Origin of the sequence: Nonomuraea solani (assembly GCF_900108335.1) — a bacterium.
GTDB lineage: Bacteria > Actinomycetota > Actinomycetes > Streptosporangiales > Streptosporangiaceae > Nonomuraea > Nonomuraea solani.
The window spans coordinates 32745-54311 of sequence record NZ_FNVT01000038.1 but is presented as its reverse complement, the minus strand read 5'-3'; the positions used below and the strand labels follow the sequence as shown (position 1 = coordinate 54311).

18 protein-coding genes are annotated in these 21567 nt (G+C 68.8%); 7 read left to right on the top strand and 11 right to left on the bottom strand.

The window, feature by feature from the left end; translation table 11 throughout:
* The first annotated feature begins 105 nt into the window (after positions 1 to 105).
* Positions 106 to 1137: a polyphosphate kinase 2 gene (gene ppk2, locus C4V41_RS57470; protein WP_235031042.1), complete on the top strand. Its 1032-nt coding sequence runs from the start codon at positions 106 to 108 to the stop codon at positions 1135 to 1137.
* Positions 1138 to 1272: 135 nt separating this feature from the next.
* On the opposite strand, the gene C4V41_RS57465 is transcribed toward ppk2, so the two are convergent.
* Positions 1273 to 1566, bottom strand: coding sequence for a hypothetical protein (locus C4V41_RS57465; RefSeq protein ID WP_103964506.1), 294 nt, complete (start codon positions 1564 to 1566; stop codon positions 1273 to 1275).
* Between the two features lie 566 nt (positions 1567 to 2132).
* On the opposite strand from C4V41_RS57465, the gene ilvA reads away from it, so the two are divergent.
* The gene (gene ilvA, locus C4V41_RS57460) at positions 2133 to 3269 is read left to right on the top strand and encodes a threonine ammonia-lyase (RefSeq protein WP_235031041.1); all 1137 of its coding nucleotides are present in this window, start codon (positions 2133 to 2135) and stop codon (positions 3267 to 3269) included.
* Positions 3270 to 3468: 199 nt separating this feature from the next.
* Here ilvA and C4V41_RS57455 read toward each other — a convergent pair whose 3' ends face one another.
* From C4V41_RS57455 to C4V41_RS57430, 6 genes are all read right to left on the bottom strand, one after another.
* The gene (locus C4V41_RS57455; protein WP_235031040.1) at positions 3469 to 4104 is read right to left on the bottom strand and encodes a VC0807 family protein; all 636 of its coding nucleotides are present in this window, start codon (positions 4102 to 4104) and stop codon (positions 3469 to 3471) included.
* Between the two features lie 456 nt (positions 4105 to 4560).
* Entirely contained in the window at positions 4561 to 5334 is a 774-nt protein-coding gene (locus C4V41_RS57450) for a SigB/SigF/SigG family RNA polymerase sigma factor (RefSeq protein WP_103964503.1), read from the bottom strand.
* 117 nt (positions 5335 to 5451) lie between these two features.
* Positions 5452 to 5943, bottom strand: a complete 492-nt coding sequence (locus C4V41_RS57445) for a hypothetical protein (protein WP_103964502.1) — start codon at positions 5941 to 5943, stop codon at positions 5452 to 5454.
* A 6-nt stretch (positions 5944 to 5949) separates the two neighbouring features.
* Positions 5950 to 6549, bottom strand: a complete 600-nt coding sequence (locus C4V41_RS57440) for a hypothetical protein (protein ID WP_200824984.1) — start codon at positions 6547 to 6549, stop codon at positions 5950 to 5952.
* A 357-nt stretch (positions 6550 to 6906) separates the two neighbouring features.
* Positions 6907 to 7215, bottom strand: coding sequence for a GlsB/YeaQ/YmgE family stress response membrane protein (locus C4V41_RS57435; protein ID WP_103964501.1), 309 nt, complete (start codon positions 7213 to 7215; stop codon positions 6907 to 6909).
* Positions 7216 to 7451: 236 nt separating this feature from the next.
* Positions 7452 to 8234 (bottom strand): LysR family transcriptional regulator, encoded by a 783-nt coding sequence (locus C4V41_RS57430; RefSeq protein ID WP_103964500.1) that lies wholly within the window; start codon positions 8232 to 8234, stop codon positions 7452 to 7454.
* Between the two features lie 382 nt (positions 8235 to 8616).
* Here C4V41_RS57430 and C4V41_RS57425 point away from each other — a divergent pair, with 382 nt between their 5' ends.
* Positions 8617 to 9039: an STAS domain-containing protein gene (locus tag C4V41_RS57425; protein ID WP_103964499.1), complete on the top strand. Its 423-nt coding sequence runs from the start codon at positions 8617 to 8619 to the stop codon at positions 9037 to 9039.
* A gap of 526 nt (positions 9040 to 9565) precedes the next feature.
* Here C4V41_RS57425 and C4V41_RS57415 read toward each other — a convergent pair.
* From C4V41_RS57415 to C4V41_RS66360, 4 genes are all read right to left on the bottom strand, one after another.
* Complete coding sequence (locus C4V41_RS57415) at positions 9566 to 11398, bottom strand: WD40 repeat domain-containing protein (RefSeq protein WP_160150765.1); 1833 nt, start codon at positions 11396 to 11398, stop codon at positions 9566 to 9568.
* 218 nt (positions 11399 to 11616) lie between these two features.
* The gene (locus tag C4V41_RS61445; protein ID WP_146104225.1) at positions 11617 to 11856 is read right to left on the bottom strand and encodes a hypothetical protein; all 240 of its coding nucleotides are present in this window, start codon (positions 11854 to 11856) and stop codon (positions 11617 to 11619) included.
* A 153-nt stretch (positions 11857 to 12009) separates the two neighbouring features.
* On the bottom strand, positions 12010 to 12858 hold the full coding sequence (locus tag C4V41_RS57410) for a hypothetical protein (RefSeq protein ID WP_103964497.1): 849 nt from the start codon (positions 12856 to 12858) through the stop codon (positions 12010 to 12012).
* A 388-nt stretch (positions 12859 to 13246) separates the two neighbouring features.
* Positions 13247 to 13513, bottom strand: a complete 267-nt coding sequence (locus C4V41_RS66360; RefSeq protein ID WP_200824986.1) for an integrase core domain-containing protein — start codon at positions 13511 to 13513, stop codon at positions 13247 to 13249.
* 387 nt (positions 13514 to 13900) lie between these two features.
* Here C4V41_RS66360 and C4V41_RS57400 point away from each other — a divergent pair, with 387 nt between their 5' ends.
* From C4V41_RS57400 to C4V41_RS57385, 4 genes are all read left to right on the top strand, one after another.
* Positions 13901 to 14503 (top strand): TetR/AcrR family transcriptional regulator, encoded by a 603-nt coding sequence (locus tag C4V41_RS57400; protein WP_103964496.1) that lies wholly within the window; start codon positions 13901 to 13903, stop codon positions 14501 to 14503.
* Positions 14500 to 15885: a cytochrome P450 gene (locus C4V41_RS57395; protein WP_200824983.1), complete on the top strand. Its 1386-nt coding sequence runs from the start codon at positions 14500 to 14502 to the stop codon at positions 15883 to 15885. Before C4V41_RS57400 ends, C4V41_RS57395 begins: the two co-directional genes overlap by 4 nt.
* 533 nt (positions 15886 to 16418) lie before the next feature.
* Positions 16419 to 20552, top strand: a complete 4134-nt coding sequence (locus C4V41_RS57390; protein ID WP_103964494.1) for an nSTAND1 domain-containing NTPase — start codon at positions 16419 to 16421, stop codon at positions 20550 to 20552.
* A gap of 22 nt (positions 20553 to 20574) precedes the next feature.
* Complete coding sequence (locus C4V41_RS57385) at positions 20575 to 21516, top strand: hypothetical protein (protein WP_103964493.1); 942 nt, start codon at positions 20575 to 20577, stop codon at positions 21514 to 21516.
* Positions 21517 to 21567 lie beyond the last annotated feature (51 nt).

Here is a 21567-nt window from a genome sequence, read left to right as displayed (position 1 = left end):
GGCGGCGGCGAGGTTGGTCCAGCCGATCGCAGATGAGCTGATCGCCGGGCGTGGAGCCCGAGTCGTCCGCGTATCGGGCGGAGAACTCGGGGTAGGGCACGCGACGTGGACAACGCGAGCAACGACACAGGCGACGCCCTCCGAAACCGCCTCCTGACCACTGGCCGGCGCGGAGAAACGATGGTGGCCTCCAGTGAGCTCATCAACGATCTTCCCTACCTCCGAGTGGTCGACGACGACGATGACGACCCGATTCTGGTGGACCGTCATGGCCGCCCAGTTGAAACCTGGCGGGAGCACTACCCGTACACGAGCAAGATGGATCGGCAGGAGTACGACCGTACCAAGCGATTGCTCCAGATCGAGTTGGTGAAGCTGCAGTATTGGATCAAGGAAACCGGAGCCAGGTTAGTGATCCTCTTCGAGGGGCGCGATGCGGCGGGCAAGGGCGGCACGATCAAGCGCTTCCGCGAGCATCTCAATCCTCGCGGTGCTGCTGTCGTGGCCCTGGGCAAGCCCGGTGAGCGGGAGAGCGCCCAGTGGTACTTCCAGCGCTACATCGCCCATCTACCCGCGGCCGGCGAGATGGTCTTCTTCGACCGCTCCTGGTACAACCGGGCCGGCGTCGAGCGGGTGATGGAGTTCTGCACCGCACCGGAATACCTGCAGTTCCTGCGGCAGGCGCCGATGCTCGAACAGATGCTGGTCGAGGACGGCATCCATCTGATCAAGTTCTGGTTCTCGGTGTCCCGCAGCGAGCAGCTCACCCGCTTCATCATCCGCACCGTCGATCCGGTACGGCGCTGGAAGCTGTCTCCGATGGATCTGGCCTCCCGCCAGAGGTGGGACGAGTACACCGACGCCAAAGAGGACATGTTCGAGCATACCGACACCGACCGCGCACCCTGGACGGTCGTCAAGAGCAATGACAAGAAGCGCGCCCGCATCGAAGCCATTCGCCACGTACTAATCCAATTCGACTACGACAACAAGAACCGCGAGGTGGTCGGTGTGCCCGATCCGCTCATCATTCGCACGGCCGCCGACGTCCTGGACGAAGACCGCGACCCCTACCCCAACCCGCGGCCGGCAGAGGCCGAGGCTGCCTTGGAAGTTCCCCACGCCCGGCCTTCTTGATTCGGTGCGGCGCCACGTCGCCGGCCTCGCCATTCGGTCGTCCGGCGTACAAACCAAAAGAGCCCGCACCATGACGCGAGAATCTTCTCGCACGCCACAGCACAGGCTGAGTTTTCTCGCCGCAGAGCTAGGGGATTAGCTCTTGTCGCGGATCACGTCGTAGTCGGAGAACTCGATCGGGCCGTCACACAGCTTGGCCATATGCGCGTTGAACTGGTCGGTTTCCGGCAGTTTGCTGCTGCGCTGTGCTTCCTCGAACGAGGCGAACTCGACGATCGCCACGTAGTGGTCGGGGCGAGTGTGGTGCTTCGCCACGACCTCGCGCTTCACGGTGCGGGTGCTCTTCGTCTGTGTACGCCACTCGTTCATGAGCGTCTCGACGTCGCCGGCCCGCTTGGTGTTGAATTCCAGAATCTGTACGAAGCTCATATGAGCCTCCCTTTTTTCTTTCTCGGGTTATATTGCCTATTAAACTCCCTGTAAAAAGAAATAGCAAGAAAATCTCGAACAAATCATCGAATTCCGCTCTCGGCATAAAAGCGGAGAGGGTTGCATCCAGTGGAAATTAGAAATCAGGGCGCTGAAAAGAGGCTCGAATGGCCAGGTCAAAGGGATTTGGCGACTTCGTGTGAGGGACCCGGGAGCAGCCGGGAGCGGAAGCGCACCTACAGCAGGGCGGGCTCGGACGAAGCATCGCTGGATCCGCCGGTGGCGCACCCCGTCAGGTGGTCGAGGATCAGCTTGTCGCAGTCGTACAGGGATGAGGAACATCAGACTCACGCGGACCGTGCCTGGCCCGGGCTGCGGGACGTACATGACCGCACTGCCGGTCCACGGCGCCAGGCCGACGCGGACGGTGATTCGCCCTGGCCGATCACAACGCACACCGGGCGGACCTTGGTGGGAGACTTTCTGGAATGAGCTCCCCGCAGGTGACCTATGACGCTGTCGTCGCCGCGCGAGAACTTCTCGCCGATGTGGCGGTCCACACACCGGTGCTGGCCTCGCGGGTGCTTTCCGAAGCGATCGGCGGACCGGTGCACCTCAAGTGCGAGAACCTGCAACGGGCCGGGTCGTTCAAGGTGCGCGGGGCCTACGTCAGGATCGCCCGGCTCAGCGACGGGCAACGGGCCAGGGGTGTGGTGGCGGCCAGCGCCGGCAACCACGCCCAAGGGGTGGCGCTGAGTGCACGACTCCTCGGGACCAAGGCGACGGTCTTCATGCCCGAGGGGGCGGCATTGCCGAAGGTGGAGGCGACCCTGGGCTATGACGCGGAGGTCATCTTCGCCGGCCGTACCCTAGATGAGGCCCTGACCCGGGCAAGGGAGCATGCGGAGCAGACCGGAGCGGTGATCATCCATCCGTTCGACCATCCGGACGTGGTCGCCGGGCAGGGCACGATCGGGCTGGAGATCCTCGAACAGCTCCCGGACACTGCGACGATCGTTGTTCCCATCGGCGGGGGAGGCCTGGCGGCCGGGCTCGCCCTGGCAGCCAAATCCTTGCGGCCCGGCGTCAAGATCGTCGGTGTGCAGGCCGACCGGGCTGCGGCCTACCCAGACTCGCTGTCGGCAGGACATCCGGTGCTGGTCGAGCCGGCCTCGACGATGGCCGACGGCATCGCGGTCGGATGTCCGGGCGAGCTGCCTTTCGAGTTGATCCGCCATCTCGTCGACAAGGTGATCACGGTGACCGAGGAGGAGATCTCCCAGGCACTCGTCTTGTGCCTTGAACGCGCCAAACAGGTCGTCGAACCGGCCGGAGCCGTGGGCGTGGCCGCGCTCCTGGCCCATCCGCAGGCCTTTGAACCCCCGGTGGTCACGGTGCTGTCCGGCGGCAACATCGATCCCATGCTGCTGGCGCGGGTGCTCCGTCACGGCCTGGCCGCCGCGGGACGCTACCTGGCCGTCCGGGTACTGCTCCCGGACCGTCCCGGAGTGCTGGCGAAGTTGCTTGCCGATCTCGCCGCCCTTCGGGTAAACGTGCTGGACATCGTGCACGAACGGTTCGGATCAAGCCTGCGCGTGGACGAGGTGGAGGTCCTGCTCCAGTTGGAGACGAGGGGCCCTGAGCACTGCGACGAAGCACTGAGCGCACTGCGCAGAGACGGCCACCAGCTCATGCTCGACTGAGCACCGACCCGTTCCCCCGGCCGTGGGGTAGCGAACGCTGGAGCGCCGTCCCACGGCCGCAATCCTTCCGCCCACGAGGCAGCCCCAAACGAAGGGCACCCCGTGGATTCGTCGGCGTGTATCTTCCTGGGCGATGAGGTTCGCCTCGACCATCTCGACAGCCACTCCCGCTTGCACGTGCACATGCGCTATGACCGTGTTAATGGGTGTGGTCGGTTCTGGTCTGGAGGCCGAGATGACGTAGCGCCCGCAGGAAGAGCGTTACCGAGCAGGTGAAGGCGAGCACGCTGATGAGCGCGACGGTGATGGGGCGGATGAGCAGGTAGGTTCCGAGGGTCGCGGACAGCAGCAGCCAGATGCTCAAGGTGGCGTTCGCCAGGAGGACCAACGCCCACAGCAGGGTGAGCTGGACGAAGCAGCGGCGGATGTGCTCATGTGCCATGACCGCCTGAGGTAGCCGGACGTACTCGCCGATCAGCTTGCCAACCAGTGGGCGGTGTAGCCGTACCGAGGCCAGGAACACCATGCTGAAGCAGATGGTGCCCAGTTCGGGTTGCAGGAAGTAGATGATGGTGTTGCCGCTCCAGGCTGTCAGGGCGACGCGGATGGTGATCGCGATCGTGGCCAGGATCATGCTCGCGGACAGGGGCCGACCGAGGAGCCGCCGCCAGGCCAGGCTGCCGTAGGCCCACGCGAGCACTGTGGCCAGTGCGCCGTTCAGGCCGAAGGCGGCCAGCGCGGTGTAGAACAGGGCGAGCGGGATGACGACCGCCTCCAGCAGGCGGGGTATGGCTTGCCTGGCCAGTGATTTCAGGCTGGGAAGGGCCACTGGCATTGGGCCAGCGCGCGGGTCGTCGGCAGTGGCTGCGGGCGAGGACGAGTTGGTGCCGGTGCCGGCCTGGACGGTGGCCACGACATCCCCCAAAGACCCGAAGGCGCCTTGGCCGAGTGTGCTGCGAGCAGCCAGGCGCCCGAGCATCCATCGCGACTCACCGCCTCGGGCCGGCGGCCGGACACTTCTCAGTCAACGCCCGTCGCTGCCGTGCGGATACGGGCGAAGTCAGTAAGGCTCATCGCCACTGCCGATCACCAACACCCATCTGGCTGCGGCCAAGGAATTGAGCGTCGGTCATCGCAACGGAGGGCGTGCCGGGTACGAAGCTGCCTGGCGCACATTGCTTTGGCTCGATCGGTGACGTGCTCTTCCCGCATCGGGGCGCCGATCTGGGCCATGCTCGCCGTAGACGATGGCGACCCCGCTCTTCACCGTCATCACAGCCTCCAGATGCGGTCAGTCGGTCAGGGCTTTTCGTAGTTGGCTGAGGACGTTGCGCAGGATCCGGGAGATGTGCATCTGGGAGAGTCCGAGCTCGGCGGCGATTTCTGCCTGGGTGTGGTTGCCGTGGAAGCGCAGCAGCAGGATGTGCCTCTCGCGCGTGGGCAGGGCGTCGATGAGAGGCTTGACGGACTGCGTACCGATGATGGTGTCCAGTGCTTCGTCGGTGCAGGGCAGGACGTCGGCCAGGCTGACGGAGGCGCTGTCGGTGTTGTCGATGGGGGCGTCCAGCGACAGGGTGCTGTAGGCGGTCGAGGCGTCCATCGTCAGCAGGATGTCCTCCTGCGACAGGCCCATGTGGGCCGCCAGCTCGGCGACGGCCGGTGAGCGGCCCAGGGCCTGGCTGAGGTCGTCGGACAGTTTGGTCAGCTGTGAGCGGCGTTCCTGGTGGACGCGGGGAACCCGGATAGCCCACGCGCGGTCCCGGAAATGCCGTTTGACCTCGCCCGCCATGGTGACGGCCGCATAGCGGCGAAAGTCGTGTCCGAGGCCGGCGTCGAACCTGTTGATGGCCTTGACCATACCGACGTAGGCGGCCTGCAGGAGATCTTCCATGGGTTCGCCCCGGTTGCGGTACCGGCGCGCGAGGGAGTTGGCCATCCAGGCGTGGGTCTCCACCAGCCGCTCGCGGAGCACGGCCCTGTGCGCTTGCGAGGTCTGCGACCGGGCCATTTCGATGAGAAGCTCTTCGGCGGTCATCTGTTCCAGGGGAATGTCCAGGACGGCCATCTGTTCTCTCCTTTGCTTCCGGTGCCATGCAGCCGCCCACCGGTCGGCCGGCGGACGAGGGCGGCCAAGCCGGCGGGACGTGAAGGACCCGCCGGCCTCAGCGGCCCCCCGTACCGGCTAGTGGGTCGTCTGCTCGTCAGCGAGCGGCAGCAGCCGGTGCATGACGTCCCGGTAGGAGCGCAGGGCCAGTCTCAGCTGCTCGGTGTCGTGCTGGCTGGTGTTCTTCCAGAGGTCCTGCAGCTCACGGATGCGGCTTTCCAGCGACTGGTGGATCGAGGCCGTCATCTCCTCCATCAGAGAGTCGGCGCGTTGCACCGCATCGCGAGGGTCGTCGACGAAGCACGACTGAAGATCGCGCCATCGGTCCCGGACATCGGCCGGGTCGCTGCCGAGCAGAGAGACCGCCGGTGCGGCCGATGCGGGTGCGGGTGCGGGTGGCGGTGGGGTCTTCTGGTCGAAGACGACCTGGTCAGACGGTGCCGTCGGCCGGCCGTCATCATTGCTCTGGTCGTCATTGGCGTGTTCGACGATGGGTACGGGCCGGAGCGGCGTCTCGGCGAATTCGTCGAGGCGCTCATCAAAGCGTTCGGGATCGTTGCGGACTTCCATGTCGCGTCACCTCTGCTGAGAGTCGTCCTGGAGCGTTGGTTCCTTCTCACGAGCTTCGACCGGTTGAGGGTGATGCTCGTCGCCGTCGTCGAGGAGTTCCTCGAACAGGGCGCGGTAGTGCACCATGGCCTGCCGCAGGTCCTCGGTGGAGGCCTCGCCGGAGGTGGCGCGCATGCTGATCTCGTGTGCCTGGCGGTAGTGGTGCAGGGTACGGCCATGTACCACCGACAGATCCGCCAGCTGCTGCTGGAAGTCTTCGGTGGGATATCCGCGCTCGGCCATCGCGGCCGTGACCAGTTCGTCGGCCTCGGTCACGGCAGGACCCGGCGCGTCCACGAACCGCTCCTGCAGCTTGGCCCACCGCTGGGCGTAGGTCTGCCGGGAGGCGGGGGTGAGCGGCCTGATGTCGAGGGTGGCGAAGCGTTTCTCCCGGGCGCGCAGGTCCTGCTCGGCCTGGCCGCGACTGTCCTGTTCGTTCAGGGCGTGTTCGTATTCGGGGCCGAAGCGCTGGCGAAGGCCTTGCCGGCGCTGGCGCAGCATGACGTAGCCGACGGCCAGGGCCAGGATCAGCGCCACAGCGACGGCTATCCACACGATTGTGGACATGTCTGCCTCCTTCAGATGTCGATGCCTTCGCGCGGGACTGATGAGGACGGGGGCGAAGGCAGCGGGTCGGGACGTAGGTCGACGGTCGGCCGCCGCACGCCGATACCGGCGCGCCGACCGATCCTGACCGCCCATCCAGGGCGGCCACGGGCGGACCGGGCACCCGCCAGAACGGTCGGGCCGTACCGCACGGCTTCAGATCGGATGCGCTCTGCGGTACGGCCTTGGCGCCTTCCCTCTTTCAGAGACGACGATCGTTCGGGGCCCGGCGGATATCACCGTGCCTGCCGTCGCCGCCGGCTGGATCGACCAGGGTGGGCGGCGGCTGGGGTGTGTTGCCGGGCATGCTGCGAGGGCTCATCGGCGGCCGGCCCAGCGCCCGGTTCGGCGGCCAGTGCGCCGGCCTGTGCGCCGGCCGGTGACCAGGTTGTAGGCGAGCAGCAGGACTGCCGCGCCGACGATGGCACAGACCCAGGTGGACAGGTTGAAGAAGCCCTGGATGCCCGAGACATGGAACACCTCGGTGGCCACGAAGCCGCCGAGCAGCGCGCCGGCGACGCCGAGCAGGAGGGTGATGATCAAGCCTTGCTGGTCTTTGCCGGGGACCAGCATTCTGGCCACCAGTCCGGCGACCAGTCCGAGGATGATCCAAGCGATGATGCCCATGGCCGCACTCCTTTGGCGGTGCATCGAGGTCTGCGCGGGATCGGTCTTCCGGACCGGTCGAAGCAGGATGCCGGGCCACCGACCTATTGCCGGCGCCGACGGTCACACTCGTTCACCTCGAACCAACACCCTCGCGTGCCGAAGCGGAAACAGGCGATCCGGGAAGCATTAATCTCCAGAACCGATCACCGGAGCGAAAGGAGTTGTGTAGCGCGACCAGCGTTGGGCTGGGCGCGTCACAAGGGGTCATCGCCGCGGCGGCTGTTGGTTGCTGGTGCACCTTCGTCGGCTGGTGGTGGAGTGGGCAGGATGGGTTCCAGCCAGCGGTGCCCGAGGACGAGGTCGGCGGCGGCCCGGCTGCTCTCCACGGTCCCCTTGTAGACCGTCGGCGCGAATCCGGCAGCGCGGCACAGCTCGATGACGAACCGGTTGAGCTCCGGCGTCTGCTCCTCCTCGCTGAGCAGCAGGAGTTCGTCGGCGAGGGCGGCGACGGGTACGCCTGTCAGGGTGGCGAAGCGGTGGTCGTCGGGGACGAGTACGCCGAGGGGATCGAGCCTGATCCGCTTGGAGGTCACCTCGTGCGGAGCCTGGGAGGCATGCCCGATGCCGATGTCCAGGCGCCCGTCGCCCAGTTGTCGGCACTGCTCGGGAGCGCTCGCCTCGACCTGATGGATGGTGATGTCCGGATGGGCGCGCTGGAGTTCGCGCAGGATTTGCGGCATCGAGTCGTAGCCGGCGTCGACGATGCCGACACGTAGCGTCGGCGCTGAGGTGACGGCGTTGCGCGCGACCTGCCCCGCCCGGCTCACGTGGTCGAGGATCTGGCGCGCCTCGATGAGGAAGGCGGCGCCCGCCGGGGTCAGATCGACGTGGTGGGCGCTGCGATCCAGCAGGCGCACTCCCAGCTCGCGTTCCAGCCCCTGGATCTGCTGGCTCAGGGCGGACTGCACGATGTGCTCGCGGGCGGCTGCCCGGCCGAAACGCAGTTCTTCGGCCAGCGTCACAAAATAGCGCTCCATTGCCCGCCACCCCTCCCTGAAACCCGGGCGGCGCTGTAGCCCTTTGCGCGGTTTCGGCAGGCCTGCCGCTACTTGCTGTCTGGCAGGTGATCTTCGGGTTCATGCCGAGGTAGTTGAGCGGGCCCGCCAGGACTGTCCCCGCGATGGTGGCGACCTGATTGCTCGGGGCGGGGTCCTGTCACCCTCACTCACGCCGGCTGTGGCCGGTGATCGCCGGTGATGATAAGCCTGGCGGAAATCGGTGATTTCCGTTCCGGCTGGTCTGCTGGATGATCAGAGCACTGCACGTACGACACCGTTCACGCTGGCACCCTCGCAACGTGTTCATGCCGCGTCAAGCCCGCGGCCCTCTTGTCTTCCGTACTCCCCCGAGGAGCCCGGCATGAACACCACCCCAGCCCCAGCACCCGTGATCGCAGCTGCGGTCGAACCACCAGAGATCGCGCCCAGCCCGATCACGGCCGCCGACCGGCTCCTGCGTATCACCCCGCTCGCCGACCGCGCGGGCCTGCGGATCGAGGGCGAGCTCGACTGCTCCACCCTGCCCACCCTCCGGCGGGCGCTGGCCTCGATGACGGGTGGTGCAGCCGCCGGCCGCTATTGCGTCGATCTAAGCGGCCTGGCCTTCATCGACACCGGCTGCCTGCGCGTCCTGGTCAGCGCCGCTGCCGCTGTCCACGAGGGCGGTGGCGATCAGGTCCTGACCCTGCGGTCGGCAATCCCACAGGTGCGACGCCTACTCGAGCTCACCGGCTGGCACCGGACACCTGGTCTCCACCTGCAGGCGTCGGCGCGCCCCGGCTGACCCACGCCGGGCCCAGCTCACTCATGAGCCTGCCGCGCCCGGCCGCGGCCGCCGATGTCGTCAAGGTGCCGGCGGTGATCTGCTCGCGGCGGCCGCGCAAGGATCTGCCGCTGGACCGGCTGCACCGCCGGGGCGCTGTTCCGCGCCACCATCAACGGCCGCGGCGGTCCGCTGTCCTAGGACGCCGCCCACCACCGCTGGCAGAGCTCCTGCGCGCAGGCCGGCGTCGAGATCGGCATCCACCAGCTGCGCCACGCCCACGCCACCGGACTCATCAATGCCAGCGTCTCCATCGAGGCCGCCCGTCGCCGCCTCCACCGGAACCACGCAGCCATTGTTGTTCGACGACAAGGTCGCCGACGCCGAGATCCGCGCCGCACGCCGACGCCGGGACCAGGCAATACGCTAGGGAAGCTTCGCAACCAAGAACAGCCTCAGCTCCCTGCAGTCAAGATCGCTCTCAGCGCCAACGGCTGTCCGCCGGTCTGGCAGGCCAACGAGAGATCAACTTCTTTGGGTGCAGGCGTCACCGGTCCACAAGATCGAGTACATATGCCTCGCCGGCGATGACCACGCACAGCCCCGTACCGTCGGGCGACCAGACACACGAACCCGGCCAGGCCTGCGTCGGAAACTTCGAGCCGGTCCACAACTGCGCGACGACTGTGGCGTCGTGCGGATCCCAGACGGTCACAGCACCCCGCCGTTCAAGGCTGGCCAGCCATCGGCCGTTGGGTGCGATCGCGAGCCTCTGGACGTAGAAATCGTTGGTCAGCTTCGCCCGGACCCGGCCGGTCGCGGCATCCCAGATGATGATCTCGGCATCGGCCGCGGAGGCCAGCCATGAGCCGTCCGGCGCGACCGCGAGCGAGGTGGGGCTGTTCTTGTGGCCGCGCAGGACCCGCCGGTTCTGGCCGGTCGCGAGGTCCCTGATGCGCACCCGGGAGTCCCAGTTGGCGGTGGCGAGCCACGTGCCGTCGGGTGCGACCGCCGTGTCGTGGACGGCGTAGCCGGCCTTGCTCACGGGCATGGTGGCCAGGCGTGCGCCGGTGCCGGCGTCCCACACGATGATCTGACGGTCATAGCCCCAGCTCACCAGACGGGTGCTGTCGGGTGCCGCGGTGATGCCCCGCACCTGCTGGCGGTGACCGGTCAGCAGGTGGCGCCCGGTGCCATCCGGTTCCAGCAGGTGGATGCGCTCGGCGGTGGCAACGGCCAGCCAGCTGCCGTCGGGCGCCATGACGCACGCGTCGAGACCGCCCAGGTCCCGCACGGCGCCCACCGGTTGCATGGTGCTCCCGGCCTCACCGGTCTCGGCGTCACGCAGCCGAATCGGTTGTCGCCCACCACCGGTCCACAGCCAGACCCGGCCGCCACCAGCGGTTGCCGCGAGCACCCGCTCCTTATCCACCGGCGCGAAGGCAGGTGCTGAAGGTAGCGGTCGCGTCGAGGTCCGCCAGATCCGTACCCGTTCCCCGGCGCAGTCGGCGAACCACTGGCCACCCGGCGCGAGCGCCGTTGGCCCATGCGCGGCGCCGGCCGTACCGGGCAGGTCGACGCTCTCATCGTCGCCGCTGTCGCCGCTGTCGCGGCCGTGCAACGCCCGTAGCCGGAGCCCGCCTTCCGGCAACCTGGTCAACAGGCACGATCCGTCCGCCGCGACCGAAACGAACCGCTCCGGGATTTCCCGCAGCAGGTCGAGCGTTTCGGCGTCCCAGATCGAGACGGTGTCCCGGCCCGTCACCAACCATGAGCCGTCGCCGTTGAACGCGGCCTGGTGCCAACTTCTGTCAGCGGGCAGCACCGCGTGGACCTTTCCGCTCGGCAGGTCCCGCACCTCGTTGGACTGATCACTCAACACGATCAGCCGATCACCGCCCGGCGCGATCGCCAACCTCCGCACCTGGTTCTCGACACCGATGTCGAACCTGTCAAGCAACGCGAACGTGCCGGCGTCGCGAAGCTGCACACTGCCCTGGAGGCCGAGCACGAGCCGCTCGCTGTCCGGAGCGATCGCGACCTGTGGCCCACTGACGACGTCGTCGATTCGATGGGCACGACTCTCGCCGGTCGTCACGTCGCCGACCCAGACGATGCCGTCCGCCCAGTGGCCGGCCACCCGGCGCCCGTCCCGGCCGGCAACAAGGCTGCCGTAGCCACCGAAGTCGACGGTGGGGGCGCTCAGCGTCTGGCGGTGCGTGCCGCTGCCCATGTCCCAGAGTCGCACCGTCCGGTCCCGACAGGCGATCGCCAGCCAACCGCCGTCGGGCGCGGCGACGACGTCCACAGCTCCGAAATCGTGGTCGATGACTTGCCGTGGTGCCTGGTATCCGGTCCAGAGGCGTCGATCGATCAGCACCCGGGAAATGATCGCAGGTGTGTGCTCGCAAGAGTAGGTCGTACCCACCGAGCTTGCCGTTTGATCTGCCGGGTCTGTCGATGTGACCGCGGGACGGCGAGTGAGGTTTTCTCGCTGAATTTCGGCTGATCCGTCGGTGCTTGAAATGGATGAGAACGAGGGCGGCATCCGGCGATCGCACAACGTGATCCATGTCTGCGACGGGCGGAGGATACAGGTCACTCGATCAACGGTTCCTGCCGGTATGGCAGGCCATAATGCGCCTCGACCTTCTTGTACGGGGCCGCGACCTGCAGGTTCAGGATGGTCAGGACGGTGATCAGGGCGCGGACGAAGGCGGCGATGACCACCGCGGGCCGGCCCAGGTGCCGCTCGCGCGGGGCGGCCAGTGAGTGCTCACCTGTCAGCAGCCACCATCCACCCAGGAGTCTGCCGGATGGCTTACTCCCAGAACTCATTAGGACCCGCCCGGCTGGTACGGGTCCGCCGTGCGGGAACCGTCCGGGAAGTCCTGCCGTGAGCACGTCACGACAGGGCTCCCGGCCTCTCACATGATCTTCAGAGGGAGCGCCCGCACCGCACCGCTGATGGGCGCGGTGCGGGCGAGGGGTTCAGCCGGTGCAGTTGGGCACTGCGGGGGCGCTGCCCACGCAGTTGTTCGGGGTGTTGGCGCTGATCGGTGAGTTGGTGGTCGTCATGGTGCCGCCCACTCGGTAGACGCCGCCGGCGGTCAGTAGCGCGTGGTTGGAGGTGACGGCGGTCTGGGTGAGGGTGGTGGCGGTGGAGTCGATCGCCGCGATGCCGGCGCCCTGCGATCCGGTGTTTCCCTGGACGAACATCGGGCTGCCGGAGACACCTGTGGTGGTAAGTGTTCCCCTGAGGCCGTTGTAGATGCCGCCGCCGCGCAGCAGCGAGGTGTTGCCGGACACCGGACTGTTGGTGAACGTGGCGGCGGGCGCGGTGCCGGACGGGGTGTCGACGTTGGCCAGGCCGCCACCGTGACGGGTGGCGAAGTTGCCGCTGAGACTGCTCGTGGTGAGGGTCACCGCGCCGCGGTTGAGGATGGCGCCGCCGTCTCCCACGGCGCTGCCATTGGTGAGCGCGACGCCGGTGGTAAGGGTGAGGCTGCCGGCGGAGGCTACCTCGATGAGGCGGAACAGGGCCGGCGAGGAGCGGGTGATGATGGCCGGGCCGAGCATTTCGATGGGGGTGGTGATGACCGGAAGCCCGTTGCGGGGGCCGCCGTGGGGGGAGGTGATGCGGTAGGTGCAGCCTGAGGCCAGTACGAGGGTGTCGGCGGCCGCGGTGGAGTTGGCCAGGTTGACGGCTGTGACGAGTGCGTTCTCGCTGCACGCGACGGGAATGCTGATCGCGTGTGCGGTGGGGCCGAGAGCGACCACGGCTGCGGTCATCGTGGTGGCGGCGATGAGCGTTTGGACGAGGGTTCGGGCAGGGGACATGACGGCTTCTTTCCTGAAGCGGGAAGGCGGGACCGGGCGGCGGCGCGTCCGCAGGGGAATACGGGGCAGCCGGGCGAGTGCGTCGCACCGGGCGGGACCGCCATGTCTGATCCCTGGAAGGTCAGAGTCCCGGCTGGTCCGCGACCATGGACACCATGGTCGTCTTACACCTCCATAACTGACTGTAGTTCAATGAATGCGATATGTATTCATCTGCGGTCCGACCAATCGCTCACTTATAGTGACAGTTTGATTACTTTCGAACGCGACGGCGCTGCGCCGGAAGATCCGCCTCACTGCCGCGCCGGCAAGGCAGGCGCCCCGCCGTGGACAAGACGGCGCCGTCACGATGGCGCCGTCTTGTCCACCACGCGACCAGGCGACGCGATCACCCGCCCAGGGCAGCAGGCTGCCAACCGTCACGGGATGGTTGGTGGTCTGGTTTCGGCTGTGATGGGGACAGCCGTCCGATGCCGCGGTGAGGTCGGCCCGTGTTGTAGGGCGCCAGGTAGCGGGTGAGGGTCCGGTGGAGAGGGTGCTCGTTGAGGATGAGCATGCTGTCCAGGAGTTCGCGGCGCAGGGTGCCGATGATTCTTTCGCAGTGTGCGTTCGCTTTCGGGGCAGACCGTGTCCACGTGCAGGAAGTCGATGGCAGCGATGTGCTCGGCCTGGCCGGTCAGGAACTGCTTCCACGTCGGCCCGCTGCGGGGTACTAGGTGCGAGAGCGCCATCAACCACAGGCGGTCAGCTGGTTCGTAGCGCACCCGTGGGACGCGTTCTGGATCTGGCCGACCAACGAGTCCACCGCAAAGCCATCCTCGGCGGCCTCATCAACGAGTACCAGATCGCCAGCTGATCAAATGGCTAGCTGACAACCGAGAACCGGCAGGTCAGAACCCACATCCTATTTTTGAGCCCCACAGGAGCCGAGTGCGAACGCATCTCTCCTCCTGTGACATTTCACGATAGCCGACCGTCCAGACGGTTTTTAACCGACCGTCTAGACGGTATCTTGGATGCGCAGGCGAGGAAAGGAGCCGACATGGGCGCTGTTCTCCAGCGTGATGCGGACCGCACCCGTCGGGCGCTGCTCGACGCGGCGGCGGCGGCGATCAGGGCACACGGGCCCGGAGTGAGCCTGGATGCCGTCGCACGCGAGGCGGGCGTGTCGAAGGGGGGCCTTCTCCATCATTTCCGCACCAAGGACGCGCTGCTGGTCGGCATCGTCGAGGAGTGGACGGCCCGGTTCGACGCGGCTGTGCAACGTCACATCGACCCCGATGACGACAGACCCGGCCGGCTGTGCCGGGCACACATCCGCGCCGCGTTCGACGACCTCGGGGTGGACCACCAACTGTGGGGCCACCCCTCGGTACTCGCCGCGCTGCTGGCCCTCCCGGAGGTGCTCCACCGCGCCCGGGCCTCCGAAGATCGCTGGCGAAGCGACCTTGGCGCAGATGGGCTGCACCCGCAGCGGTCCCTGCTGATCGCCCGCACACTCGACGGGATGTGGATGAGCGAATTGCTCGAAGGCCGCGTCGATCACATCGAGCGACAGCAGACCCGCGACCTGCTGCTCGAACTGACCGAGCAGAGCGGACCGCTCATCCCCGGCGCCACCGATGCGAGAAGGGACAGCTCGTGAGGCCCGAGGCATACCGCGCCATACCGGCGATGCCGGGCGCCCTGCCCGTGCTCGGTCACCTGCACCATTTCGCTCGCGACCCACTGGGATTCTTCACCCAGATGCGCGAGCAGGGTGATGTCGTGCGCTGGCGGCTCGGCCCGCAGCGCAATGTCTTCATCAGCAACCCAGCCGACATCGCCGCCACCCTTCTCAACGTGGAGAAGACGTTCTCCAGGGGCGACGACCACGGCTACGCCTTCGAGCTGTTCGCGGGCAACGGAATCATCGTCACCCACGGCGATTTCTGGCGCCGGCAACGCAAGATGATGCAACCCGCCATGAGACCTCAGCGGGTCGCCGGCTACGCCGACACCATGGTCGAGTTGACCGACCATATGCTGGACGGCTGGCGAGACGGCCAGCGGCGCGACATCCGCGCCGACATGCTGGGCCTGACCCAGAAGATCGCCGCCAGAACGCTGTTCGGGGCCGACGTCACCGGTGACGCCGCGGCGGTCGGCCAAGCCCTCGACATCGCCTCCCGCGAAATCGGAGCAGAGTTCCGCGGCATCACGATGTTCCTGCCGCCCTGGCTCGCCACCCCCGGCCGCCGTCGTCTCAAGGCGGCGATCGCCGAGGTCGAGTCGGTCCTGTACCGCATCATCGACGAGCGTCGCACCACGCACCCCGACGGACGACCCGACGACCTACTCGCGCTGCTCATGGACGCCCGCGACGACGAGGGCCGCCCGATGTCCGACACTCAGTTGCGCGACGAGACCATGAGTCTCTACATCGCCGGACATGAGACCACGGGAAACACGCTCGTCTGGGCCTATCTCCTGCTCTCCCGCCATCCCGAGGCCCGCGAACGCATGGCGGCCGAGATCACCGATGTCGTCGGCGACCGACTGCCGGTAATGGACGACCATCGATCACTGCCCTACACCGAGGCCGTGGTGAAGGAGACCCTGCGCCTCTACCCGCCGGCCTGGCTGCTGCCAGTCCGCGCCACCATCGACGTCGAGATCGCCGGTCACCAGATCCACACAGGCACCGACGTGTGGATGAGCCAATGGGCCACCCACCGCGACCCACGCTGGTTCACGCACCCCGAGGAGTTCCGCCCCGAACGGTTCCTGGGGGAGGCCGCCCGTACCATCCCGAAGTTCGCGTGGTTCCCGTTCGGCGGCGGCCCCCACGTCTGCCTCGGCAGCCGCTTCGCCCTGGTCGAGGCCGTACTCATCCTCGCCACCATCGCCCAGCGCTTCCACCTGCACATCGATCCCGCGCTGGACCTGCCCCCACGCCCCCTGCTCACCCTTCATCCCGGCCGAGACGTCCCCGCCCGCGTGGTCCATACCCCCGCCCATCTGACACCCACCCGAGCAAGCCGATGAGGATGACCAACGACCCGGAATGGCGAGCGGAACTGGGCGGCTGCGCTGGAGGAGGGCGTACCGGCGGTGGACCCGCCCTGAGTCGTTGAGGGCTGAGAGCACGAAGCCACGGAAGCCGAGGCCCTGCCATCCGGAGTCGAGCTCGGCGACGACGCCTCGGCGTACCTTGAGCATTTGCTTTCCTGCCCGGACGAGGATTGGGCTGAGGATCTTGTTCGCGCACCGGGCCGGAGCCTGGCGTGGACGCGTTTCGACGTCGCCTCGCAGCGTAGGAACCGCGCCTTCGCGGACGCCTCGGGGATACCCCTGGGAGCTCCCGACGCGGTGAGCTCGGGCGTCGCCGACGCGTCGGTCACCGCACCTGGGACGGTCCCGTACAAGGTGAGGGAAATCCCTGAGGCACCACCCGAGGCCGGTACGGCTCCGTTTTTCTAACCTCTGGATGGAGCGTCCTCACCAGGGGCGGCGGACGGAGGGCGTCAGGCGCGTTGGCAGAGACGAGTCGGGAACACGGAGAAGACCAGGCCCGCCGGATGAGGGACGGCATCCGTCGGCGCGTCGCCAGGGACGCGCGCCGCGCGGGCTGGACGCTGCTGCGCCTGTCCCCGGCGGCCTTCACCGCTCTGTTGTGCGCCTCCGCCCTGGCGCCCGTCGCCGCCGCGATAGGAACGACCTCGCTGGCGGGAAACGCCGTCAATGTGCTCGGCTCCGTGGGGGCCAACGTGCTGACCGAGGTCGTCATGAGAGCCGTCGCCAGGCTCCGCGGCGATAGCGAGGGCGCCGTTCCCGCCGATCAGCTGGAGAGCGAGCTGGCCGGGCGGCTGGAGGAGATTCTCGCCGGTGGGCAGGCGCAGGCGGCGGCGTTGCGCGCCGAGATGGCCGGCCTGCTGCGGGAGATCGGCGCAGTGCGCGCGGCGGTCGAGGCGGCGGTCGAGGCGGGCGACGAGGAGCTCCAGGACCGGCTGGCCGAGCAGCTCACGGCGCTGGGGCTGGAGTTCGGCGAGTTCGCGTTCGTCATCCACGCCGTCCGCGAGGCCACCTCGGACATCCAGCGGACGTTGGCACGGCAGGACGCCGAGCACCGGGCCGACCGGGAACGGCTGCGCGGCCAGGCGCTGAGCCTGCGGCTGATCGACGAGAAGGTCTCGGTCATCGAGCGGCGCACGCGGACCGCCCGCGACGGCGGGACGAGGGCGGCACGCTGGACGGATGACTGCCCTTACCGGGGGTTGTGGCCGTTCGAGCAGGAGCACGCCGAGGTCTTCTACGGGCGGGAACGGCTCACCGCCGAACTGGCCGGCAAGGTCGCCGAGGCGCTGGACGGGGCCGGCATGGTGGTGGTCACGGGCGCCTCCGGCACGGGCAAGTCGTCGCTGCTGCGGGCGGGGCTGCTGCCCGCGCTGGCGCGGGGGGCGCTACTGCCGGGGTCGGAACGCTGGCCGCGCGTGCTGCTCACGCCCACCGCGAGCCCACTGGACGAGCTGGCCGCGCATCTCGCGGCGGTGAGCGGCATGGAGGCGATGGCGGTGCGGAAGGGGCTGGCCGGAGGCCCCGAGGAGGCGCATCTGGCCGCCCGGCAGGCGCTGCTGATGGCGGGCGCACCTGGTGGCGGGCGGCTGGTCCTCGTCGTCGACCAGTTCGAGGAGCTGTTCGCGCTGGGGGACGGGAGGTGGGCGGAGCCGTTCGTGACGGCGCTGGCCTCGATGGCCGCCCGCCCGCCGGCAGGCGGCGAGCCCGCGGCGCTCGTGGTGCTCGGCGTGCGAGGCGACTACTGGGACCGCTGCGCCGCCCATCCGGGGCTGGCGCGCGGGCTGCAGGAGGGGCAGTTCCTGGTCGGGCCCATGACGGAGTCCGAGCTGCGGCGCGCCGTCTGCGGCCCGGCCGAGTCCGCTGGGCTGGAGCTGGAGGCGGGGCTCGTGGACACCGTCATCAGCGACCTGCGCCCGTCCGGCGCGGGCGGCGCGCACGAGGCGGGGGCGCTGCCGCTGCTGTCGCAGGCAATGCTGATGACCTGGCAGAGCCGGGAGGGCAACCGTTTGACGACGCGGGCGTACGGCATGTGCGGCGGCGTCGGCCAGGCGGTGCAGAACAGCGGCGACGCCGCCTACCGCGCCCTCGGCGAGCGGGAACGCGTGCTGGCCCGCGATCTGCTCGTCCGGCTCACGTCCGTCAACCGGCAGGGGCAGGTCGTGCGCCGGCGGGCCCGGCTGTCCGAGCTGTGCCAGGCGGACGGGGTTCACAGGGTGGACGCGGTGAACGCTGTGCTCGGCACGCTCGCTGCCCGGCGGCTGGTCATCCTGCACGACGACAGCGCGGAACTCGCCCACGACGTGCTGCTGCGGGCGTGGCCGCTACTGCGGGGCTGGTTGCGCGAGGAGGAGGGCGACCGCGTCCTGTACGGCCAGCTCCTGGACGACGCGGCGCAATGGCGGTCCCGGGAGCGCGATCCGTCGTTCCTGTATCGGGGTACCCAGCTCGCCGCGGTGCTGTCCGCGTCGTCCCGCTGGGGCGTACATTCCGGACGTTATCCCGCGCTGTCGGAGCTTCCCGCGGTGTTCCTGGCCGCGTCGGAGGGCGCGGAGCGGCGCCGCCGGCGCAGCCGCCAGCGCACGCGCGGCTCCCTGGCCGTCCTGCTGGCCATCACCCTGGTGGCGGGCGGGTTCGCCGCGGAGAGAAGCTCCTCTGCCGCGTACCAGAACCAGCTGCGGCTCTCTCGCCAGGCGGCGGCCCGCGCCGAGCTGCTGCGCGCAACCGACCCGATACGGGCGCTGCTCTTGAGCGTGGCGGCCTGGCGCCGCGCCCCCGGGGACCTGGAGGCCCTCAGCGCGCTCTACGGCTCCCTGGCGCAGCGGGAGGCGCACGTGCTGCCGCCCCGCGCCGCCGGCTCAGACGAGGTGTACGCCCTCAGCCAGGACGGATCGGTCCTGGCCGTGGTGAGCGGGGGCAGGCTGTCGCGGTGGGACGTGGCCGGTGAGCACCCGATCCAGGGTGCCGAGCCCGAGGTGGGTCCCGGGGTGACGGCGATCGCGCTGAGCCCCGACGGGAACATGGCGGCGGTTGGCTCGGCCCGTTCTGTCCAGCTCTGGGACCTGCGCACGGGCAAGCCCGCCCACGACGCGTTCGGGCCGGGCGGCGCGGAGCGGATCGACTTCCAGGCGGGAGGGGGCGTCCTCGTCGTCGAACGGTCCGACCGCGGGCAGGTGTGGCAGGTGTCGGGACGGCCCAGGCGGATGTGGAAGAGCGGGAAGGACCTGGCGCTGCTGGAGACCTCCGGCGACGGCCGCCTGCGGGTGAGCGCCCAGGACCTGGGCTCGTACCTGCTGACGGATCGCCGCGGCGCCGCGCCGCGCGACCTGGGGTCGCTCCCCGACGGCGGCGGGGCCGCCGCCTTCTCCGCCGACGGCTCGGCCCTGGCGGTCGGCGCGGACCGTAAAGTGCGGTTCTGGGACCTGGTACGGCGACGCTGGGAGGAGCCGGTGCTCGCCGTGGAGGCTGCCGAAGCCGTCACGTTCAGCGACGACGGCCGTTTCGTGGCCACCTACGACGGCAGGGCCGTGCGGCTGTGGCGCCGCGACGGGGACCAGGTGCTGGTACGCCAGGTCTTCGACCTGGCCGGCCGGCCACGGCTCGGCGAGGGCACGCTGACCTACCTCAGGGAGAGCGGCGAGGTCGTCCGGCTCGACATCGGCGGGCTCACCAAACCGGCTCCGCTGGTCCCCGGGGTGCGGCTGGCGGCGATCGACCGGCAGGCCGGCACGGTCCTGTTGCAGGGCGCCTCGGCGGTGCTCGCCTGGCCTCGCCGCCGGCTTAACGTTCCCGGATCGGCTGGGCAGGCGGCGTTCGCCCCGGACGGCCGCACAGTGGCGGTCGCCCTGACCGGCAGGCCGAAGGTGATCATCTATGACGTCGCCACCGGGTTGCCGAGGCACGCGCTGCGCATCAGGAACGCCGTCTCGGCAGGCGGTCTGGCGTTCAACACCGCCGGCACACACCTGGCCGTGACCCCCTACGACGGCGCCGACCACGGGAATGTGCAGCTCTTCGACGTCGGCCACGGGCGGCTCGTGCGCACGCTCGACCAGGCCGGCGGTCTGCAGCTGGCCTTCAGCCGGGACGACCGCCTGCTCGTCGTCAACGACCCCGTGCACAACGGTGTACTGGAGCTGGCCACGGGCACCTCGCACCGCCTGCTGTTCGGCAGGGGCGGCGAAGGAGGGCGGGCCCTGGCCGTCAGCCCTGACGGCCGGACCATCGTCGCCGGCGGCCCTGGCTCCGACCTGGGCCTGTGGAATACGCGCACGCTGACGCGGACGGGCACGCTGCGCCCGCCGGGCGACGAGATCGAGCAGTTCCACGCCGCCGTCTACAGCCCCGACGGACAGCTCCTGGCAGCGGGCGGCGCCAGTGGCCGCGTCTGGTTGTGGAACGTGTCCGACGGCCGCCTGCTCGGAGCGCCCATCCCGCAGCACACCGGCGACCTGCTGGCGATGGCGTTCGCGCCGGACGGCGGCACGCTGCACAGCGCGGGAACGGACGGCGTGGTGCGCGTCCTGCCCGTCGCGCCCGCCCGCGCCGCGGCCGAGCTGTGCCGCCGGATCCGCGGCAAGCTCAACGAGGACGCATGGAAACGGCTCATCGTCGAGGCGGACTACTCGGATGTCTGCTGAATCCCCCAAGGAGGAACACATCATGGCCATCGACAAGATCACCGTCACACCGGAGAGCGTCGAGGTGGACGACACCGCTAAGCAGGTCGCCTTCGTCGTCGAGGGCACGGGACTCGTCAACCTTCACGCCGAGCTGATCTCGCCGGACGACGATCAGCCGCCGCAGTCGCTCGCCTTCCAGCCGGACGGCGCGCCGGACCGGTGGAAGGCGGTTCGCCCGTTCTCGTTCGCGGACACCACCGGGGTGTGGCTCCTGCTGGTGCAGGCGGACGGCACGGAAGGTGATCAGGAATTCGAGGTGCTGTGGAGCCGGGCGCGGTACCCCGTCCGCATCACCGGCTTCAAGGCCACGACGACCACCACGATCCAGCGCGGCGACCCGGTGACGCTGGAAGGAGAGGTCCAGTTCCAGGAGGGCGGCCAGTGGAAGCCGTTCGGCCATCAGACGGTCTCGATCTTCTGCGACGAGACGGGAGGGACGGAGGAGTTCGAGCTCGACCGCGTGGTCGCCGACGGGAAGGGCCGGTTCGAGGCGGAGGTCTACCCGGACTTCGGGGGCGACCTGCGTGCCACGCTGCGCATCACGCGCCGGCCCGGCCCCAACGCGCCGAACGTCATACACGTGCAGGTCGCGGTCGTCAGCGGCTCTGGCAACACGTTCACCGATTACGATGTCGACAAGGCGGCGGGCAATCTCTACCGGCACCGCATCTTCGTCACAACGGCCGCCGGACCAGCCAAGGGGAAGATTCAGGTACGCGCATCCTCGAGCGAGCCCAAGCCCGGACCGAAGGTCCGCGGCAACCTCGGCCGCATCCGCGCGGGCACGAAGTGGAGGACGTCGGCGTCACCCGGGCAGACCGCGGGCTCCTATGACTTCAAGGCGCTGGCGAACGGCCGCTGGTGGCGCATCAAGTATCTCGGCAAGCGAAACGGCTACGGCCCCTGGTGCGAGAGCCCGTAGCGAAGCGGCCCCCGTCCGGCCAGGTGCGGCGTTCACCTGGCCGGACACTGG

Coding starts and splice junctions, on each gene's coding strand:
- C4V41_RS57440 (WP_200824984.1), bottom strand. CDS start 6,549: ATGTCCACAATCGTGTGGATAGCCGTCGCTGTGGCGCTGATCCTGGCC.
- C4V41_RS57390 (WP_103964494.1), top strand. CDS start 16,419: ATGAGGGACGGCATCCGTCGGCGCGTCGCCAGGGACGCGCGCCGCGCG.
- C4V41_RS57445 (WP_103964502.1), bottom strand. CDS start 5,943: ATGGAAGTCCGCAACGATCCCGAACGCTTTGATGAGCGCCTCGACGAA.
- C4V41_RS57425 (WP_103964499.1), top strand. CDS start 8,617: ATGAACACCACCCCAGCCCCAGCACCCGTGATCGCAGCTGCGGTCGAA.
- C4V41_RS57400 (WP_103964496.1), top strand. CDS start 13,901: ATGGGCGCTGTTCTCCAGCGTGATGCGGACCGCACCCGTCGGGCGCTG.
- C4V41_RS57410 (WP_103964497.1), bottom strand. CDS start 12,858: ATGTCCCCTGCCCGAACCCTCGTCCAAACGCTCATCGCCGCCACCACG.
- C4V41_RS57465 (WP_103964506.1), bottom strand. CDS start 1,566: ATGAGCTTCGTACAGATTCTGGAATTCAACACCAAGCGGGCCGGCGAC.
- C4V41_RS57450 (WP_103964503.1), bottom strand. CDS start 5,334: ATGGCCGTCCTGGACATTCCCCTGGAACAGATGACCGCCGAAGAGCTT.
- C4V41_RS57430 (WP_103964500.1), bottom strand. CDS start 8,234: ATGGAGCGCTATTTTGTGACGCTGGCCGAAGAACTGCGTTTCGGCCGG.
- C4V41_RS57435 (WP_103964501.1), bottom strand. CDS start 7,215: ATGGGCATCATCGCTTGGATCATCCTCGGACTGGTCGCCGGACTGGTG.
- C4V41_RS57455 (WP_235031040.1), bottom strand. CDS start 4,104: ATGCCAGTGGCCCTTCCCAGCCTGAAATCACTGGCCAGGCAAGCCATA.
- C4V41_RS61445 (WP_146104225.1), bottom strand. CDS start 11,856: ATGAGTTCTGGGAGTAAGCCATCCGGCAGACTCCTGGGTGGATGGTGG.
- C4V41_RS57385 (WP_103964493.1), top strand. CDS start 20,575: ATGGCCATCGACAAGATCACCGTCACACCGGAGAGCGTCGAGGTGGAC.